The organism is Haemophilus sp. SZY H53 (assembly GCF_054332375.1).
In genome coordinates this window covers 74,106-93,922 of sequence record NZ_JBTGNV010000005.1, presented here as the reverse complement: position 1 = coordinate 93,922, position 19,817 = coordinate 74,106, and the positions used below count along the sequence as shown (strand labels likewise).

Sequence of the window (19,817 nt, the reverse complement as noted above, 5' to 3'; positions counted from 1 at the left end):
CTGAGTATAGCACCTTTTTTGCAAAAGGTTTGACATATTTTTCTATCAGGGTAAGATTTCCTTTATCTCAATTTTATGTTAATTAATCATCAATTATGCTCGAATTTGCACATCAAGAACACATCAAATCTTATTATCTTGACAGTCGGAATCAAACTTTTGAACTGATGCCTCTCACTCAACAAGAAGAGGCGGATGTTTGTGTCATCGGTGCGGGGTTTTTTGGTTTATCTGCAGCGCTTGAATTGGCGGAAAAAGGTAAAAAAGTGGTTGTCCTAGAAGGTGCGAGAGTCGGATTTGGCGCATCCGGCAGAAGTGGCGGTCAAGCTATCAATGGTTTTGAAGAAGGCATTGATGAATATATTGCTCAAGTGGGCTTTGATAAAGCGAAAAAACTTTGGGATATGTCGCTAGAAGCCATTGATATTATTGACGAACGCATTGCGAAATATGGCATTCAATGTGATTGGAAAAAAGGTTATGCCACATTGGCGTTAAATGAACGTCGTATGGACGATCTCATTGAAATGGAAAAAGCCAGCCATGCCACTTTTGGCTATGACAAAATGCAACTTTGGGATAAAGCCAAACTTAAACAACATCTAGGCAGCGATATTTATGTAGGCGGCTTATACGATAGCAACTCAGGCCACTTACACCCATTAAACTATTGCTTAGGCTTAGCAAAAGCTTGCTTGGATTTAGGCGTGCAGATTTATGAACAATCGCCTGTTGTGGATTTAGTGGAAAAATCAGGCTGCATTGAAGTCAAAACCGATAAAAGTGCGGTTATTTCTCAAGACGTTATTTTAGCCACCAACGCTTATATTGATGCACTACCGAAGTCCATTCATCACGGTATTAATCGCAAAATTTTACCGGTCGAGAGCTTTATTATTGCGACCGAACCTTTAGATCAAGCCACGGCTGACTCAGTGATCAACAATGGCATGTCTGTTTGCGATAACAATATCTTGCTCGATTACTATCGCTTGAGTGCGGATAACCGTTTGTTATTTGGTAGTGACTCAAGCTCAGAAAAAGATATGGTGCAAATTATGCGTGGCAATATGTTGCATGTTTTCCCACAGTTAGAAAATGTCAAAATTGACTATGGCTGGGCAGGGCCAATTGATATGACAATGAACGCAAGCCCGCATTTTGGTCGTATTTCACCGCATATTTACTTTGCACAAGGTTATTCTGGACACGGTGTCGCTCTCACTGGACTTGCAGGACGCATTATTGCAGAAGCAATTTTAGGTAATGACGAACGTTTGAGAATTTTTGAAGGGTTGAAAGTCCCTTCGTTTTATGGTGGAAAATATCTTAAAAACTTAGCCACCAAGATCGGCGTACTCTATTACAAATTCCTCGATCGTTATCGTTAATTAAAAAACAAAAGGCGTGTTAAATACACGCCTTTATTGTTTCGATGACATTTAAGGTTTAATGTCTCGTAAAATAGGATTTTGCATGGAAATCAAGGTTTCCGTCGATTGAATTTCATCAATTAGCTGAATTTTAGTTGCCAGCACGGAATGTAATTCAGCAATCGTATGTGTCATCACTTTAATAAAAATCGAATAGTTACCCGTGGTATAATAGGCTTCCACCACTTCATCAAAAGTGTCTAGCTTTTTAATCACTTTTTCATAATCTTTTGCACTTTTCAAAATAATGCCAATAAAGCAACACACATCGTAACCCAACTTACGCTCATCAATAATCGCTTTTGTCCCTTCAATCAGGCCAGACTGACGCATTTTCTCTACACGAACATGAATTGTACCCGGGCTTACACCAAAGTTTTTGGCCATTTCTGCATAGGGTGTACGAGCATCTTTTGTCAGTACTCGGAGAATTTGTCGATCAAGCGTATCGATATTGTGCATAAAACACCCCCAGTTAGATCTTTTTTAAAATATCTTCTTTATTTTTGATAATATTCAACATTTAAAACAATGTAAAGAAATTACTTGAAACAAATTGCAATTTTATTAAATAATACACAACAAATCTTACCAGTTATTATAAAAAAGAAGGATAAATATGAAAAAGACGTTTATTTTACAACAACAAGAAATTAGCTTTGTGAAGAACACCTTTACTCAAAATTTAATTGAACAACTTGGCATCATTGAAGTGCAAGGTCCAATCCTGAGTGAAGTTGGCAATGGTATGCAAGATAACTTATCAGGCATTGAGAAAGCGGTTCAAGTAAACGTGAAATGCATCCCAAATGCGGTTTATGAAGTGGTTCACTCATTAGCAAAATGGAAACGTCACACTTTAGCACGTTTCCACTTTAAAGAAGGCGAAGGCTTATTTGTGCACATGAAAGCATTACGTCCAGATGAAGATTCATTGGATCAAACTCACTCTGTTTATGTGGATCAATGGGACTGGGAAAAAGTGATTCCTGAAGGTCGTCGTAACTTTGCTTATTTAAAAGAAACGGTACGTTCTATCTATCGTGCAATCCGTTTAACTGAATTAGCAGTAGAAGCGCGTTTTGATATCCCATCAAGTTTGCCAAAAGAAATCACCTTCGTTCACAGTGAAGATTTAGTGAAACGCTACCCAGATCTTTCAAGCAAAGAGCGTGAAAATGCGATTTGTAAAGAATATGGCGCCGTGTTCTTAATTGGTATTGGTGGCAAATTATCAGACGGTAAACCACATGATGGTCGTGCACCAGACTATGATGACTGGACAACTGAATCTGAAAACGGCTACAAAGGCTTAAACGGTGATATTTTGGTGTGGAACGCTGAGTTAGGTAAAGCGTTTGAGCTTTCTTCAATGGGTATTCGTGTGGATGAATCCGCATTACGTTTACAAGTTGGCTTAACCGGTGATGAAGATCGCTTAAAAATGGATTGGCACCAAGATTTATTAAACGGCAAATTACCTCTCACCATCGGTGGTGGTATCGGTCAATCTCGCTTGGCAATGTTGTTGCTTCACAAAAAACACATTGGTGAAGTGCAATCAAGCGTATGGCCAAAAGAGATGTTAGAACAATACCAACATATTCTTTAGTTAATATCGAATATAAGCCTACTAGCAGCCATTTAGAGATGGTAAAGTAATCTCTGAATGGCTAACTAAGCGAGTAGTTTCTTTTATTGAAAATTTGGCTGGTCATTTAGCCGTCTATCATCGAATTGAGACTGAATAAAGAATCATTTGTGGCATATAGAGAAGTAAATGGTTTCGATAATCAATGGTGATCTAAATTGCGATGATGGCCGATCAATTTAATTAAAATCAAAAGAAAAGGACGTCGTCTAATATATCGACGTCAGTCCTTAAGTGAATGGTGTAGCTTTTAGGTGAGATCAAAATAGAAATTTTGATCTCATTTTATTATCAGTCAGAAAAGATTATTCCGCATCTTCTTTTGCCCATTCTAATGAGCGTTTAACGGCTTTTTTCCAACCTTTATACCGACGTTGACGTTTTTCATCATCGTTATCAGGCGTAAAAGTTCGTTCTACACGTGCTTTGTCGTGAAGTTCATCGAGGTCTTTCCAGAAACCAACTGCAAGACCGGCAAGGTAAGCTGCACCAAGTGCGGTCACTTCTTTTACGACAGGTCGTTCAACATTCACATCTAAAATATCCGCTTGGAATTGCATTAAGAAGCTATTGTTGGTTGCGCCGCCATCAACACGTAAATATTGTAAGCGTTGACCAGAGTCAGATTGCATTGCTTCTAATACGTCACGAGTTTGGTAAGCGATAGATTCAAGGGTTGCGCGTACAATATGGTTACGGTTAGAACCTCGAGAAAGACCAAAAATTGCACCGCGTGCATACGGATCCCAATATGGTGCACCTAAACCGGTGAAGGCTGGAACAACATATACCCCGTTGCTATCAGGGACTTTCTGTGCGAAGTATTCGGAGTCGTGGCTGTCATGAACGATTTTGAGTTCATCACGTAACCATTGGATTGAAGCGCCTGCAATAAATACAGAACCTTCAAGTGCGTATTCAGGTTCACCTTTGGCGTTACAAGCGATGGTGGTTAATAGGCCATTTTTAGAGGTAATAGCTTTATCACCGGTGTGGAGCAACATAAAGCAGCCTGTACCATAGGTATTTTTCGCTTGGCCTGCGCGTGTGCATAGATGGCCGTAAAGTGCCGCTTGTTGGTCGCCCGCGATACCTGCAACTGGAATACGTACGCCGCCTTTACCCCCGATGTTGGTTTGGCCATACACTTCAGAAGAATTACGCACTTCAGGTAACATAGAGCGTGGAATATTTAATAATTCCAACATTTTGTCATCCCATTTTTTCGTATGGATGTTAAATAACATGGTACGGGATGCGTTGGTGTAATCCGTTACGTGAACACGACCTTGGGTTAATTTCCACACAAGCCAGGTATCTACAGTACCGAATAAAAGCTCGCCACGTTCCGCTTTTTCGCGAGCGCCTTCTACATTGTCTAAAATCCATTTCACTTTTGTACCAGAGAAATAGGGGTCCACCACTAAACCCGTGGTGTTGCGGATATATTCCTCATGACCATCCGCTTTAAGTTTGTCTGTAATATCTGCAGTACGACGACATTGCCACACAATCGCGTTATAAACCGGTGTACCGGTTGCTTTTTCCCATACGATGGTGGTTTCACGTTGGTTAGTAATACCAATTGCCGCAACTTCATCAGAGGTAATGCCTGCTTTTGCAACCACTTCGTTTAATGTTGAACTTTGTGTTGCCCAAATTTCCATTGGATTATGTTCCACCCAGCCTGCACGTGGATAAATTTGTGTAAATTCACGTTGAGCGATTTCGACAACATTCGCATTGTGATCTAATAATACTGCACGAGAGCTTGTGGTACCTTGGTCCAACGCAATGATGTATTTCTTGTCTGTCATGGTTCTATTCCTTAGAGTGTTTGGCACTCTCATTAAATGAATGAAGAAATTTTGAGCTTAAACGAACAAATTGCGAACCTAACTTAATTGAATTCGAACTTAATTGGAATAAGCAATATTTGATTTTGTGACTGTGATCACAAATTTTTTCCTGAAAATATGTAAACGATTGCGTTAACGCACAAAATAATGTGATCGCTCTCTCATTTTTAGAAAATAGATCGGTTTCATCTATTGAATTAATTGGTTAAAACTAGATAATGAAGCCACTCACTTTGAGTATCTCAATATTTGATCAAACAACGAAACGAATTGCAAAGCAAGATTTCTTTAATGAAATCATTAAGTTAATCATTATTTGGAGATTTTCTTATGAATGCCTATTTTGCAGAATTTTTTGGCACAGCACTTCTCATCCTGTTAGGTAACGGTGTAGTGGCCAACGTATGCTTAAATAAAACGAAAGGGCAAAGTTCTGGTTGGATTGTGATCACTACCGCATGGGCATTTGCGGTGTATGTGGCGGTTGTTGTAACGGGACCTTACAGTGGGGCACACTTAAATCCTGCGGTAACACTTGGTGTAGCAATGAAAGGTGCATTTGCTTGGGAATTGGTGCCGGGCTACATCGCGGCACAAGTGGTGGGTGGCATGGTTGGTGCGTTGTTGGTTTACATTATGTATAAAGATCACTTTGCAGCGACTGAAGAAGAGGGCTTAAAACGCGCTTGTTTCTGTACTGAACCAGCAATTCGTAACTATCCAATCAACTTAGTGAACGAAATCGTTGGTACCTTCGTACTCGTCTTCGTGATTTTCTATCTTGCAGGTGCAAACATCACTTTACCTGGCACAGCAGAAAGCACGCCAATTGGTTTAGGTTCTATCGGGGCATTACCAGTCGCGATTTTAGTTTGGGCAATTGGTTTAAGTTTAGGTGGAACAACCGGTTATGCGATCAACCCAGCTCGAGATCTTGGTCCGCGCTTAACTTTAGGTCTTTTACTTGGTGGTACATTAAAAACTAAAGCTGACTGGGGATACAGTTGGGTTCCGGTTGTAGGTCCATTTATCGGGGCGGCTTTAGCAGCGGTATTCTATAACGCCATTATGTAATTTATTCTAATAGAAAGAGCGGTCAAAATTCATGATGTTTTTTGACCGCTCTTTTTGTATTTAGGGGGATTAAATACAATAATCTTCGAATTCCATCGGCATTTTAGCTTGCAATAAGAATTGTTTGGTGCGCTCTTGCTGTGGATGACTGAAGAATTCAGCTGCGGTATTTTGTTCAACAATATGACCATTTTCCATAAGAATCACACGATCTGCCACATCTTTGGCAAAATTCAACTCATGGGTGACGATAATCATTGTCCAGCCTTCTTGTGCGAGCATTTTGAGTGCCTGTAACACTTCACCAACGAGTTCCGGGTCAAGAGCGGAAGTGGGCTCATCTAACAAGATAATATCGGGTTTAACCGCTAAAGCTCGGGCGATCCCGACACGTTGCTGTTGACCACCAGAAAGTTGAGAGGGATATAAATCCGCTTTTGCTTTTAAACCGACTTTTTCCAATAATGCCAAGGCTTTTTCACGAGCAGTCTCTTTTGGTTGTTTTTGCACAACCACCATCCCTTCCATCACATTCTCAAGAGCCGTGCGGTGAGGAAATAGGTTGTATTGTTGGAACACCATTGAGGAACGACGACGCAATTTTAGTTCATCGGATTTGCTGATCTTCTTGCTGAAATCAATAGTTAAGCTTCCATCGGTAAATGCTAATACCCCTTTTTCTGGGCGTTCGAGCAAATTTAAACAGCGTAAAAAGGTCGTTTTGCCTGAACCTGATGGGCCCAGAATGGCAACCACTTCACCTTTATTAATTTCAAAATCAATGCTTTTTAATACATGGTGGCCATTAAAACTTTTCTGAATATTCGTGACTTTTAACATAACCAGTCCTTATAAATGGCGAGAAAGGCGTTTTTCTAAGCGGGTTTGCCCTATCGACAGCACAAAACAGAATACCCAATAAATAAGGGCTGCTTCACTATAAATTAAAATAAACTCATAGTTTTCAGCCGTGATGTTTTGCGCTACACGGAATAATTCAGCGATCCAAACGAGTGAAGCAAGAGAAGTATCTTTCACCGTGCTAATGAAAGTGTTTGATAGCGAAGGGACGGAAATACGTAAAGCTTGCGGCATAATGGTACGCACGAAAGCTTGTGTGTAATTCATGCCTATCGCATAAGAGGCTTCCCATTGACCTTTAGGAATCGCAAGAATGGAGGCCCTTACCGTTTCTGCCGCATAAGCACCAATGTTAATGGAGAACGCAATAATTGCGGTTGGAAAAGGTTCTAGCTTGATACCAATTTCAGGTAAACCGTAGAAGATAATGAAGATCTGCACCAACATTGGCGTGCCACGAATAATTGAAATATAAGTGCGGCAAATGCCCTGCAGAATTTTGGTCATTAAATTGGGATGCGGTAATGTGCAAATCACAGCCACAATAACAGCAATGAATAAACCGCAAAAGAAGGAAATTACCGCTAGGGGAATCGTATATAAAATTGCCCCTTCCATCATAGGCCAAAACGAGCTGATTACATAATCAGCTCGTTCTGCGGTCATAAATGGAAGGCTTGCTAACCAATTATTGAGTAATGTCATCGCCAAACCATTTGATTGAAATTTGTTTTAACGTTCCGTCTTTGCGTAGTTCTTCAAGTGCTTGGTTTACTTTCGCAATAAGCGGTTCTTCACCTTTCAAGAAAGCAAAACCGGTCGGGATTTTTTTATCACTTTCTACAGCAATTTTTAAGCCTGCATTAGGTTGTTTTTTGAAGTAATCTAACACCGCGAGTTTATCATTTACAGTTGCGTCAACACGACCTTGTTTTACTGCTTCAAGGTTTTGCGCCAAGCTATCAACGGTTACAATAATTGCACCATTAGCACGAGCATCTTTGCTCCAGTTACTAGTTGCAGATTGTGCAGATTTTTTACCTTTTAAATCAGGGAATGATTTAATGCTATCGTTATCAGCTTTCGTCACGATTACGCCAGCAGAGTAGTTATAAGGTGCACTGTAATCATATTTTTTTAAACGTTCTGGGCTTGGATTGGTTTGGTTTGCAATAACATCAAAGCGTTTTGCGTTTAAACCTGCATACATACCGTCCCAAGCGGTTTCTTTGAATTCGACTTTCCAACCTAATTTTTGTGCGACATTTTCGATAATTTCCACATCAAAACCCGTTAACTTGCCATCTTTGTCGTGGAAAGTGAATGGTGCGTAAGTTCCCTCAGTACCGACTAATAAGGTTTTAGTTTGTTCAACGCGATCAGCAATTTCACCTGCGTTAGCAAAAGTAGAAAGAGCTAATCCAGCCGCTAAAAGTGCGGTGCTAAAAAATGATTTTTTCATAAGTGTTCCTTTATTTACATCTAAAAGTGAAATAGTGAGGCTTAATCACTAAGCCTCAATTCCTTCAAATAACGCCGTACTTAAATAACGTTCTGATGCAGAAGGTAAGATCGCGACGATTAATTTATCTTGGAATTCTGGTAGTTTTGCTAAGCGGTCAGCTACTGCCACAGCGGCTCCAGAGGAAATACCCGCAAGAATCCCTTCTTCAGCCATTAAACGGCGAGCGGTAGCAATCGCAGTATCGCTATCTACAGTTTCCACGCGATCAATTAATGATAAATCTAAGTTTTTCGGAATGAAGCCCGCACCGATACCTTGAATTTTGTGTGGACCTGGTTTTACTTCTTGGCCTGCAAGGGTTTGGCTAATAACAGGTGATTCTGTTGGTTCAACCGCCACAGAGGTAATTTTTTTACCGTGATCGAGTTTGATCGCACGAGAAATACCGGTAATTGTACCACCGGTACCCACACCAGCAACCACAACATCGACTTTACCTTCCGTATCTTTCCAAATTTCTTCACCAGTAGTTTGACGGTGAATGTCAGGGTTAGCCGGGTTTTCAAATTGTTTTAGCATCACATAATGATTTGGATTAGACGCCACAATTTCTTCTGCTTTAGCGATTGCACCTTTCATCCCTTTTGAGCCTTCAGTGAGCACAAGATTGACGCCTAAACCACGTAATAAACGTTTACGTTCAAGACTCATGGTTTCAGGCATGGTTAAGGTGATTTTATAACCGCGTGCGGCAGCCACATAGGCTAAAGCGATACCGGTGTTACCACTAGTCGCATCTACTATTTCTTTACCAGCCGTTAAAATGCCATCTTTTTCCGCTTGCCAGATCATGTTGGCACCAATACGGCATTTCACGCTAAAGCTAGGGTTACGACCTTCAATTTTTACGACAACGTTACCATTGTGTCCGAAATGTTTTAAACGAACTAATGGCGTATTACCGATTGAGTATGAGTTATCTGCATAAATTGTCATTTTACTGTCCTTTTATATTTTGGAATAATTTGATGCAATAGTTATAACACCAGCTTTTAAATTCAAAAAATAGTTAATCGCTATATTTTATAACTAAATGCTATTTATTCACGATGCTGTTTCCCGAAGGCTTAATTTCCGTACTTGTAGAACGTGTCACAATTTGTGTTGAACCTGAAGTGCGGTCAAAATTCATATCAAATTTTAATTGTGAGCGATAATTTTCGACCCACATTATGGTCGCACCACAGACTGCAACGGGAATAACGACTAAATTCACAATCGGTAATGCGGTACAAAGGGTGATTAATGCTCCGAATGTCAGGCTTTGTATGCGTCTTTCGCCTAATGCGTTTTTCATAATGCCAAAAGAAATTTTATGATTATCAAATGGGTAATCACAATATTGAATTGCCATCATCCAGAAAGTAAATAAGAAGGTCAGTACCGGAATAATGGTTTGTCCGATAACAGGGATAAAACTCAATAGGAATAAGCCTACGAATTTCGGTAAGCTGTACCACAGTTTTTGCCATTCACGATTTAGCATACGTGGCACATCTTTCATAATTTCGGCAAAACCATCATCATTAACGGCTTCACCAGTTAGCATTTTTTCGACTTTTTCTGCTAATAATCCATTAAACGGTGCGGCAATAAAGCCTGAAAGCGTTGTAAAGGCAAAATAGAAAAATAAGAGAATTGAGCCAATAGACAACACAAGCAAAATCACGCTTAAAAAGCTTAGCCAATCTGGAATAAAGCTCATCACCCAGTCAATCATCGTGGAGATTTGTGAAACGAATAGCCAAAATAAGCCTGTAAGTAGAACGACGTTAAGTAAAATTGGCATAATCACAAAACGGCGGAGACCTTTTTGCGTAATAAAATGCCAACCCATTACGAAATGATTGAAAGCAGATTTTATTTCATTTTGATCGATCATCATTGTTCCTTTGAATTGAAAAGTAAAAAGCACAAAATCTCACAGAAAGACAATGTTTTTTGAGAAAAATTCCATTTTGTTCCTTTTAATATCTTGTTTGTATCCCTATTTTTTCACTTGGTGAAATGTGATAGGATTAGCAAAAATTATTGCGTCAAGGAGCAACAAGAATGGATTTGAATACCATTTTGATCATTTTAGGAGTGATCGCTTTAATTGCCCTAGTGGTACACGGATTATGGTCAAATCGTCGAGAGAAATCAAAGTATTTTAAAAATGCGAATGCATTTAATCGCACTTTTAAAAGTGAGGAGGTCAATCCTTTTTCGCAAGCGGCCGATGTCAATGCGGATATCTCTTTAACGCATAGTGCAGAGAGCGTACAAACAGTACAGCAAACTACTGATCGATTCAATGTTATGCCACAGGTGGTGAGCCAGGTTGAAGAGCAACGAACTCAAGAGGATGCTCGTCAAACAGAAAAAAGTGTCGATGATATAAAAATCTCCTTACCAAATCAGTCTGTTTATGAAATCGAGTCTGTTCAATCACCTTCAGCATCGCAATCCGAGTCTGCAGCTTATCTTGACGCTAATGAGCAGTCGAAGCGTCGTGTAGTAGAAATGACAATCGAAGAATTAGAAGCGCAAAGCAATGATTTTGATGGTGTGAATTCTTCTTCGCCTGAATTGCGTGAGCAGTTAGCGGAAATGTCATTAAGTTCACAGAATGCTACACATGACAATGTGCATTTTAATTATCATGAACCTGTCGAAGTAGAGAAACCAAAACAAACCTCTGGTTTTGTTCAACTTTATGTGATTTCGAATCAAAATCGTGACTTTTATGGACCGCAATTATCACAATCTTTGGAAAATCTTGGTTTTATTTTTGGTGAACATCAAATGTATCATCGCCATTTAGATTTGAGTGTAGCGAGTCCTGTATTATTTAGCGTAGCGAATATTGAACAGCCAGGTACGTTTGATTATTACAATATGGCTGAGTTTTCAACCATTGGGATTGTGTTCTTTATGCAATTGCCATCGCCAGGTAATAATTTGGCCAACTTACGTACCATGATTCGCGCAGCGAAAACTATTGCAGAAGATTTAGGTGGTGTAGTGCTGACTGAACAACAAGAAATTTTTGATGATGTAGCAGAGCAGGATTATTTATCTCGTATCGCATAAAAACGCACGAAAAATAACCGCACTTTGGGCGAGCCGCGATGGTTCGCCCATTTTAATTCAATGAACAAACTGTTAGAGAACATTATGAGCCTTCAGCAACAAATTGATAAATTACGTCAGGATCTTCGTCGTTATGAATATGAATATCATGTATTGGATAACCCAACGATTCCTGATGCAGAATATGACCGTTTATTTCATCAACTTAAAGCCTTAGAAGCCGCCCATCCGGAACGCATTACGGCAGATTCACCTACTCAACGTGTAGGCGCCAAACCGCTTTCTGGTTTTGCTCAAATTCGTCATGAAATTCCAATGCTGTCTTTGGATAATGCCTTTTCAAACGAGGAATTCTATGCATTCGTAAAACGTATTGAAGATCGTCTTATTCGTTTGCCTGAACCTCTTACTTTCTGCTGTGAGCCGAAATTAGATGGTTTAGCGGTGAGTATTTTGTATGTGAATGGCGTACTGACTCAAGCCGCAACCCGTGGTGATGGGGCAACAGGGGAGGATATTACCGCGAATATCCGTACAATTCGAAATATTCCCTTGCAACTTTTAATGGACAATCCACCTGCACGTTTAGAAGTGCGTGGTGAAGTGTTTATGCCACATGAAGGCTTTGAGCGTTTAAATCAACAGGCTTTAGAGAAAGGCGAGAAAACCTTTACTAATCCACGTAATGCAGCAGCAGGTTCGTTGCGACAGCTCGATCCAAAAATTACGAGTAAGCGTCCATTGGTATTGAATGCTTATGGTATTGGTATTGCAGAAGGGGTGGATTTACCAAATACGCATTATGATCGTTTGCAATGGTTGAAGTCTATTGGGATTCCGGTAAACCCAGAAATCCGTTTATGTAACGGCACAGATGAAGTGTTGGATTTTTATCGTGATATTCAAAATAAACGCAGTTCCCTTGGCTATGATATTGATGGTACCGTGCTGAAAATTAATGATATTGCGTTACAAGAGAAATTAGGTTTTATCTCCAAGGCGCCACGTTGGGCGATTGCTTATAAATTCCCTGCGCAAGAAGAATTAACTCGCTTAAATGACGTGGAATTCCAAGTAGGCAGAACGGGTGCAATTACCCCAGTAGCAAAATTAGAGCCGGTATTTGTGGCAGGGGTAACGGTAAGTAATGCCACATTGCATAATGGTGATGAAATTGAACGTTTGGATATTGCGATTGGTGATACGGTAGTGATTCGCCGTGCGGGGGATGTGATCCCACAAATTATCGGCGTATTGCACGATCGTCGCCCAGCGGATGCAAGACCAATTGTTTTCCCAGAAACTTGTCCTGTATGTGATTCAGCCATTGTTCGTATTGAAGGTGAAGCGGTAGCGCGTTGTACGGGCGGTTTGTTCTGTGCAGCACAGCGTAAAGAAGCGCTTAAACATTTCGTTTCTCGCAAGGCCATGGATATTGATGGCGTAGGGGGCAAATTGATCGAGCAGTTAGTGGATCGTGAATTAATTCATACGCCAGCCGATTTATTCAAGTTAGATTTAACCACGCTAACCCGTTTGGAAAGAATGGGCGTAAAATCTGCTGAAAATGCCTTAGCCAGCCTTGAAAAAGCAAAAAATACGACGTTAGCACGTTTTATTTTTGCTCTAGGGATTCGTGAAGTGGGTGAAGCAACGGCATTGAATTTAGCAAATCATTTCAAAACCCTAGAAGCGTTACAAAATGCAGATTTAGAAGCCTTACAACAAGTACCGGATGTAGGAGAAGTGGTGGCAAATCGTATTTTAGCGTTTTGGCACGAGCCACATAACGTGTCTGTGGTGAATGATTTGATCGCTCAAGGCGTACATTGGGAAACAGTGGAAACTAAAGAAGTAACAGAAAATCGTTTTAAAGGCAAAACGGTTGTGTTAACCGGAGCCTTAACCCAAATGGGCCGTAATGAAGCGAAAGCGTTATTACAAGACATGGGCGCGAAAGTGAGCGGCTCGGTTTCAGCAAAAACGGATTTTGTGATTGCCGGTGATGCGGCGGGTTCTAAGCTCACAAAAGCACAAGAATTAGGTGTTACTGTGCTAACGGAAGAAGAGTTCATTGCAGAAATTCAGTCATAGTTAAACGGTTAGAAAACAAAATGGGGCGCAGATGAATACGCCCCATTTTTTATCTCAAAAATACGCTCAAAATTGACCGCACTTCATCTCATCTCAAGATTAAGTGCGGTCATTTTGTTACTTATTTTTTGATGATTTGTTTCACATCAATATCTGTTTTATTCCATTCTTTATCGACTTTACCGATAATTTGAATGTTATCTTGAGGTGCTATCGTTTGACCATTCCATGCTTTTTTGCTGACTTCAATTTGGATTTCTTTTCCACTTGCATCTTTAAATAAGAAATCCTTTTTACCAATTTGTTTTACAATTTGTCCGTCTAAACGAACTGGAGTGTTATCATTGGCATTTAATGCATCAGCGACGGTTTTCACAATGACGCTTTCATCTACAAAACCTTGTTGAGTGACTTGATTCTTTCCATCATTAAATCCTTGCGCCATTGCGGTGTTATATACGGCAACAGAAGATAATGCGATAGCTGCAACAGTAAGTAATTTTTTCATAGTTTGTTCTCCTAAATAAGATAATCATAAAGTAAGTTGAAAGTTTTGCTTTCAAATTTATTTATCGATTGGGTTGTTTACCTTCGATGAGTGTATTTAAACAAGAGAATCTTAAGGAAAGATTAAGAGAGATAAAAAAATGAAAACTTTTTGAAAATAAAAAAATAGGGCGTTTAAGCCCTACTTTTTATAAGAAAAATGCCTTGAAAATCTACCGCACTTTAGCCTGCCACAGCCGGTAGGTAACCCGCTTGAATTAAGAATGGCACGATCATAATTGCTACACCAATGATTAACGCAATCACTAAAGTCACATTACCACCGATTACACGATAAGGCAGATTCGGATTCGCTTGACGGGTTTTCCATGCCAGTCCGATAGGCAAAATCAAGCAATAGAACGCACAGAGTAAGCCAGCATAGCTTAATGCGGCGATAAAACCTTCAGGATAATACAAGGCGAACGCAAGTGGTGGTGTGAAGGCGGCAACCGTCAGTGTTAAACGGTTGTGTGGTAATTTGTAACGTTTGAATAAATCGCCTAAACCTTCAAATACCCCTAGCATCACACCAAGGAAAGAGGTGATTAATGCAAGTGCTGAGAATACACGCACGATTTCGCCCATGATGTGGGAATTCGTGATTTGACGCGTCGCGTTCACTAATCCGTTAAGTGTTGGATCCGCTTGGAGTACTTGCACGAATTCATTTTGACTTAATACGCCGTGAGTCGCTAATTGCCACACTAAATAAGCGACGAGTGGAATCGCTGTACCAATTAAAATCGCTTTACGGAATTGAGTAACACTACCATCTAAATAGCTGTTTACGCTGCCCATGATGATGTGGAAGCCAAAGGAGGTAAAGAAAATTGGCGCTGCAGAGATCACGAAAGCATAATTTAAAGGTAAGGCCATCAGGTTATCGACAGATACTTTGGGTAACATCATGAACAACACAAAAGCAAAGGCAATTAATTTACCGATGAACAGAATACGGGTGGCACCATCAACACCTCTTGTACCTACAACCACAAAGGCACCGAGTACGACAGTAAATATAATAATTGAAAGTTCGGAGGAAAGACTTTCGAAACCAAAAGCGGTTGGTAAACCCGATAATAATGAACCACCACCAGTGATGTAGGCTGCAGAAAGGGCATAAAGTAAAATAAGCAAACTAAAGGTGGCTAAGACACGCCCAGTGATGCCAAAGTATTTCTCCGCGAGAGTCGCCACGCCATCATTCAAGCGATCGGCAGTTTGATACACTTCAACAAAAAGCAAACCACTGTAAACTAAAAGTGCCCATAAGCCGACCAATAAGAAAACGGTGTAACCAAAACCAATACCAGCAGAGGTTAATGGCATCGCGAGCATTCCCGCCCCGATGGTTGTGCCTGCAATGATTAAGGCACTGCCGAATGTTTTGTTTTTTAGCATAAAATTGTCCTCCGAGTATAAAATTGAAAAATGAGGTTAAAGCTGACCGCACTTTTCTTTGTAATGATAGCGGCAAACCGAAAGATAGGAGTCGTTTCCACCAATTTGGATTTGTTCCCCTTCCTTAATGACTTCACCTTGTTCATTTAAACGTAAAACGAAATTGGCTTTACGCCCACAATAACAGATTGTTTTTAATTCTTCTAGTTGATCTGCCCAAGCAAGTAAATACTTGCTACCTTCAAATAGCTCAGCTTGGAAGTCTGTGCGTAAGCCATAACAAAGCACAGGAATCTTCAGTTTATCTACGACATCACTTAATTGATAGACTTGTTGTTTCGTTAAAAACTGGGCTTCATCAACCAAAACACAATGAATTTTTTCTTGTTGTAAATGTTGGCTCACTTCGGCAAAAAGGTCACTCGTTGACGTAAATAAATTGGCATCTTCATGAATACCAATACGTGACGTGACTTTGCCTAATCCAAAACGGTCATCAATGGCAGCCGTATAAACCATGGTGTTCATATTGCGTTCACGGTAGTTATAGGAAGACTGCAGCAACGTGGTTGATTTGCCCGCATTCATCGTAGAGTAGTAAAAATAGAGTTTTGCCATTATTTAATCACCCATTTCCAGAAATAATAGGCAATAAATCCTGCAACAGGTGGACAGGCTGCTAGCATAAAGGTACCGTAAGTTGCACCACCGCCAACCATTTTTCCGGCAGCTGAAAGCGCGCTAACGATATCGCCACTTGGTGTGGTAAAAATCCATGCGCCAATAATCGCGAGCACTAAAAAACAAGCGATACCGGCTGCACGCATAGCTCTCACTTTAATCATATTTTCCATATTTTTTCCTTAAATTGCAGGGAGTTCAGTCATTGCCCAACGTGGTTTAACATCAATGGCGAGATCGCTATTCTGACCTTGTTTTAAGCGCAAAAAGCCTGTGTAGGCAATCATGGCACCATTATCGGTACAAAATTGAGGTTGCGGGTAAAATACTTCACCACCAAGATTTTTCATCATAGCGCCAAGGGTTTCACGTAATTTTTTGTTTGCACTCACCCCGCCAGCAATCACTAAACGTTTATAGCCGGTTTCTTTTAAGGCACGTTTACATTTAATGGCGAGCGTATCCACGACGGAATCTTGGAAGGCAAAGGCAATATCGGCTTTGGTTTGGTCGGTTAATTCCCCTTCTTGTTTGAGCGCTTGATTAATGGTGTTAGCCGCTGAGGTTTTTAAACCTGAAAAGCTAAAATCAAGGCCTGGTCGATCTGTCATTGGACGTGGAAATACAAAACGATCCGGCGATCCTTTTTCGGCTAAATGTGAAAGTGCTGCACCACCAGGGTAATCTAACCCTAATAATTTTGCGGTTTTATCAAAGGCTTCACCTGCCGCATCATCAATAGATTCGCCAATGACTTCATATTTACCCACACCATCAACGCGCACTAATTGCGTATGTCCACCTGAAACTAAGAGGGCAATAAATGGAAAGTGCGGTCGATTTTCATCAAGCATTGGCGCAAGTAGATGACCTTCCATGTGGTGTACGCCAATAGCGGGCACATTCCAGGCATAAGCCAGTGAACGTGCGATTGTTGCGCCCACTAATAATGCCCCCACTAAACCTGGGCCACTTGTATAGGCGATACCATCAATTTGATCAGCGGTTAAATTAGCTTCTTCTAATGCTGCTTTAATTAATGGTGCTGTTTTGCGAATGTGATCGCGAGAAGCCAGTTCTGGCACCACACCGCCGTAATCCGCATGCAAGGCAATTTGCGTGTAGAGTTGATTAGCAATTAAGCCTTTGTCTTCATCATAAATCGCGACACCTGTTTCATCACAGGAGGTTTCGATCCCTAAAATACGCATTTTCTTCTCATTTTATTAAAAAAATTGGCAAAGATTTTACCTTGTTTAGCCCGCTTAAACCAGTTCAAACGCCAAATTTTCAGCAAATAGGCGATCTTTCCTTTGCTTTTGCAGGGAAGATCGATTAGAATTGCGTCCTTTATTGAATTTGCCGTTCATTCGGCAGTAATAAAAATTTAAAATTGCAATTAAATTAAACTCATTGAGGTGATTGGCTTATGCCTGTAATTAAAGTACGTGAAAACGAATCATTCGACGTAGCTTTACGTCGTTTCAAACGCTCTTGCGAAAAAGCTGGTATTTTAGCAGAAGTTCGCGCTCGTGAATTCTATGAAAAACCAACTACAATCCGTAAACGTGAAAAAGCAACACTTGCTAAACGTCACGCTAAACGTAATGCTCGCGAAAATGCGCGCAATACCCGTTTATACTAATTTGTAGTATTTTCTAACTCGAGTTAAGACAAACCGTGAAACCTTTTGGGTATCACGGTTTTGTTGCTTTAAACTCATCAAAAAAATCACGCAAAATCAACCGCACTTTTGCATCGTATTCAAGGAGGCAAGGCAATGAAAGGCTCTATTCCACGCCAATTTATTGATGATCTGCTCACAAAATCGAATATTGTCGATGTGATTAATGCGCGTGTGAAACTCAAAAAAGCGGGACGAGATTATCAAGCTTGTTGTCCGTTTCATCACGAAAAAACACCCTCCTTTACGGTAAGTGAAAAAAAACAATTCTATTATTGCTTCGGCTGTGGCGCGAAAGGTAATGCCATTTCATTTTTAATGGATTATGACAAATTAGAATTTGTTGAAGCCGTTGAAGAACTTGCCGCTTCGGCAGGGCTTGAAGTGCCTTATGAAAAACGTGCAAACCAATTCGGCAATAAACCTGATGTGAGCTATCAGACAAAACGTAATTTATACGATTTGATGCAAGAGATTGCGTCGTTTTATCAAGCTCAACTACCGCTAAATATTCCTGCTCAAAGCTATCTTCAGCAACGTGGTTTATCGCCAGAAATTATTGCTCGTTTTCAAATCGGTTATGTGCCCAATGCGATGGATACGGTGTTGCGTCAATTCGGCAAAAATCGAGAAGAACAGAAAAAACTGTTTGATTTAGGTATGCTTTCTCGAAACGATCGTGGCAATGTGTACGATAAATTCCGTAATCGTATTATGTTTCCGATTCGGGATAAACGTGGTCGTACGGTTGCCTTTGGTGGACGCGTTTTAACGGATGAAAAACCCAAATATCTAAACTCACCCGAAACTATTACATACCATAAAGGAAATGAGCTTTATGGCTTGTATGAAGCCTTACAAATTAATGATGAGCCAGAAAAATTACTGGTGGTTGAAGGCTACATGGACGTGGTGGCATTGGCGCAATTTGGTGTCAATTATGCGGTGGCTTCTCTTGGGACATCAACGACATCGGAGCAAATTCAATTATTGTTTCGTTCAACAGAGCAAGTTATTTGCTGCTATGATGGTGATAGAGCAGGGCGTGATGCCGCTTGGCGTGCCCTTGAAAATGCCCTGCCCTATCTGGAAGATGGACGACAAATTAAGTTTATTTTCCTACCCGATGGAGAAGACCCAGATACTTATATTCGCCAATATGGTAAAGAAAAGTTTGAAGAATATATTGATCAAGCTCAGTCCCTCACAGAATTTTTATTTGCGCATTTAAGTCCACAAGTAGATTTCTCGACGCAAGAAGGACGAGGCAAATTAGTGGCACTCGCAGCGCCTTTAATTCGTCAAATCCCTGGTGATATGTTGCGTCTATCATTGCGGAATATGTTGGCGCAAAAGCTCGGAATCTTTGATCAATCACAGCTTGAAAGCTTAATACCAAATCAAATAGACAAGGCTGAACCCAAACCTAAAACGCCACAAAAAACTATTAAGAAAACACCAATGCGTGTGGTGATTTCGCTGTTATTACAGAATTCACAATTAGTGAATCGTATTTCGGATGTGGGTTTACAAGCCTTAAAGCATGAGGCGGGTTACGAATTACTCGAAAAATTGACCGCACTTTGTCGTGAACGAGAAGGCATTACAACAGGGCAAATCTTAGAGTATTTTCGTGATACAGAATTCAGCAAGCCCCTTGAAATATTAGCCTCTTGGGATCATCTATTAGACGACTTAGAAATCATTAATGCATTCTCTCAAAACTATCGTCGATTGAATATTCAAGCAATTGAACGTGATATTGAGATGCTTATCGCCAAAGAAAGGGCGGAAGGCTTAACTGATCAAGAACGAGCAATTTTAGTGAATTTGCTCAAGGGAAAAGAAGAGCAGAAAAAACAGTTAGTTAATCCGTCATAACAATGGTAAAATCTCCTGTTCAAAACAAGGGCTTTTATCTTCCAAAAAT

Annotated in this window: 19 protein-coding genes; 7 read left to right on the top strand and 12 right to left on the bottom strand. The window is 40.3% G+C overall.

The window, feature by feature from the left end:
* Nucleotides 1-95: 95 nt before the first annotated feature.
* The gene (locus ACXVWB_RS06200; RefSeq protein ID WP_289902124.1) at nt 96-1,391 is read left to right on the top strand and encodes an NAD(P)/FAD-dependent oxidoreductase; all 1,296 of its coding nucleotides are present in this window, start codon (nt 96-98) and stop codon (nt 1,389-1,391) included.
* A gap of 51 nt (nt 1,392-1,442) precedes the next feature.
* On the opposite strand, the gene asnC is transcribed toward ACXVWB_RS06200, so the two are convergent.
* Entirely contained in the window at nt 1,443-1,895 is a 453-nt protein-coding gene (gene asnC / locus ACXVWB_RS06195) for a transcriptional regulator AsnC (RefSeq protein ID WP_288669103.1), read from the bottom strand.
* Nucleotides 1,896-2,052: 157 nt separating this feature from the next.
* Here asnC and asnA point away from each other — a divergent pair, with 157 nt between their 5' ends.
* Nucleotides 2,053-3,045, top strand: a complete 993-nt coding sequence (asnA, locus tag ACXVWB_RS06190) for an aspartate--ammonia ligase (protein WP_049371941.1) — start codon at nt 2,053-2,055, stop codon at nt 3,043-3,045.
* 344 nt (nt 3,046-3,389) lie between these two features.
* Here asnA and glpK read toward each other — a convergent pair whose 3' ends face one another.
* On the bottom strand, nt 3,390-4,901 hold the full coding sequence (glpK, locus tag ACXVWB_RS06185; protein WP_128786764.1) for a glycerol kinase GlpK: 1,512 nt from the start codon (nt 4,899-4,901) through the stop codon (nt 3,390-3,392).
* A gap of 372 nt (nt 4,902-5,273) precedes the next feature.
* Between glpK and ACXVWB_RS06180 the strand changes: the two genes are divergently transcribed.
* The gene (locus ACXVWB_RS06180) at nt 5,274-6,017 is read left to right on the top strand and encodes an MIP/aquaporin family protein (RefSeq protein WP_065286246.1); all 744 of its coding nucleotides are present in this window, start codon (nt 5,274-5,276) and stop codon (nt 6,015-6,017) included.
* Nucleotides 6,018-6,086: 69 nt separating this feature from the next.
* Here ACXVWB_RS06180 and ACXVWB_RS06175 read toward each other — a convergent pair whose 3' ends face one another.
* From ACXVWB_RS06175 to cysZ, 5 genes are all read right to left on the bottom strand, one after another.
* On the bottom strand, nt 6,087-6,857 hold the full coding sequence (locus ACXVWB_RS06175) for an amino acid ABC transporter ATP-binding protein (protein WP_128786765.1): 771 nt from the start codon (nt 6,855-6,857) through the stop codon (nt 6,087-6,089).
* A 9-nt stretch (nt 6,858-6,866) separates the two neighbouring features.
* A complete protein-coding gene (locus ACXVWB_RS06170) occupies nt 6,867-7,583 on the bottom strand; it encodes an amino acid ABC transporter permease (protein ID WP_289902123.1) in 717 nt (238 codons plus the stop codon).
* Nucleotides 7,567-8,340, bottom strand: coding sequence for an amino acid ABC transporter substrate-binding protein (locus ACXVWB_RS06165; protein ID WP_049357133.1), 774 nt, complete (start codon nt 8,338-8,340; stop codon nt 7,567-7,569). The genes ACXVWB_RS06170 and ACXVWB_RS06165 overlap by 17 nt, the downstream gene beginning before the upstream one ends.
* 48 nt (nt 8,341-8,388) lie before the next feature.
* Nucleotides 8,389-9,339, bottom strand: coding sequence for a cysteine synthase A (gene cysK, locus ACXVWB_RS06160; RefSeq protein ID WP_075915763.1), 951 nt, complete (start codon nt 9,337-9,339; stop codon nt 8,389-8,391).
* 100 nt (nt 9,340-9,439) lie between these two features.
* A complete protein-coding gene (gene cysZ, locus ACXVWB_RS06155) occupies nt 9,440-10,285 on the bottom strand; it encodes a sulfate transporter CysZ (protein ID WP_289902167.1) in 846 nt (281 codons plus the stop codon).
* Between the two features lie 170 nt (nt 10,286-10,455).
* On the opposite strand from cysZ, the gene zipA reads away from it, so the two are divergent.
* Together zipA and ligA are read left to right on the top strand one after the other, a co-directional pair.
* Nucleotides 10,456-11,478: a cell division protein ZipA gene (gene zipA, locus ACXVWB_RS06150; protein WP_126470255.1), complete on the top strand. Its 1,023-nt coding sequence runs from the start codon at nt 10,456-10,458 to the stop codon at nt 11,476-11,478.
* 84 nt (nt 11,479-11,562) lie between these two features.
* Entirely contained in the window at nt 11,563-13,572 is a 2,010-nt protein-coding gene (ligA, locus tag ACXVWB_RS06145; protein WP_289902122.1) for an NAD-dependent DNA ligase LigA, read from the top strand.
* A gap of 121 nt (nt 13,573-13,693) precedes the next feature.
* Here ligA and ACXVWB_RS06140 read toward each other — a convergent pair whose 3' ends face one another.
* From ACXVWB_RS06140 to tsaD, 5 genes are all read right to left on the bottom strand, one after another.
* Entirely contained in the window at nt 13,694-14,080 is a 387-nt protein-coding gene (locus ACXVWB_RS06140) for a YgiW/YdeI family stress tolerance OB fold protein (RefSeq protein ID WP_197560909.1), read from the bottom strand.
* 221 nt (nt 14,081-14,301) lie between these two features.
* Nucleotides 14,302-15,522: an aromatic amino acid transport family protein gene (locus tag ACXVWB_RS06135; RefSeq protein WP_128786770.1), complete on the bottom strand. Its 1,221-nt coding sequence runs from the start codon at nt 15,520-15,522 to the stop codon at nt 14,302-14,304.
* Between the two features lie 36 nt (nt 15,523-15,558).
* Nucleotides 15,559-16,140, bottom strand: coding sequence for a thymidine kinase (locus ACXVWB_RS06130; protein WP_049373832.1), 582 nt, complete (start codon nt 16,138-16,140; stop codon nt 15,559-15,561).
* Nucleotides 16,140-16,376 carry a hypothetical protein gene (locus tag ACXVWB_RS06125; RefSeq protein ID WP_049357145.1) on the bottom strand — a complete coding sequence of 79 codons (237 nt, stop codon included), beginning with the start codon at nt 16,374-16,376 and terminating at the stop codon, nt 16,140-16,142. The genes ACXVWB_RS06130 and ACXVWB_RS06125 overlap by 1 nt, the downstream gene beginning before the upstream one ends.
* 9 nt (nt 16,377-16,385) lie before the next feature.
* Nucleotides 16,386-17,414 (bottom strand): tRNA (adenosine(37)-N6)-threonylcarbamoyltransferase complex transferase subunit TsaD, encoded by a 1,029-nt coding sequence (gene tsaD / locus ACXVWB_RS06120; RefSeq protein ID WP_289902121.1) that lies wholly within the window; start codon nt 17,412-17,414, stop codon nt 16,386-16,388.
* A gap of 218 nt (nt 17,415-17,632) precedes the next feature.
* Between tsaD and rpsU the strand changes: the two genes are divergently transcribed.
* Together rpsU and dnaG are read left to right on the top strand one after the other, a co-directional pair.
* Nucleotides 17,633-17,848, top strand: a complete 216-nt coding sequence (rpsU, locus tag ACXVWB_RS06115; protein WP_005694732.1) for a 30S ribosomal protein S21 — start codon at nt 17,633-17,635, stop codon at nt 17,846-17,848.
* A gap of 135 nt (nt 17,849-17,983) precedes the next feature.
* Nucleotides 17,984-19,768, top strand: coding sequence for a DNA primase (dnaG, locus tag ACXVWB_RS06110; RefSeq protein ID WP_289902120.1), 1,785 nt, complete (start codon nt 17,984-17,986; stop codon nt 19,766-19,768).
* The last annotated feature ends 49 nt before the right edge of the window (nt 19,769-19,817 follow it).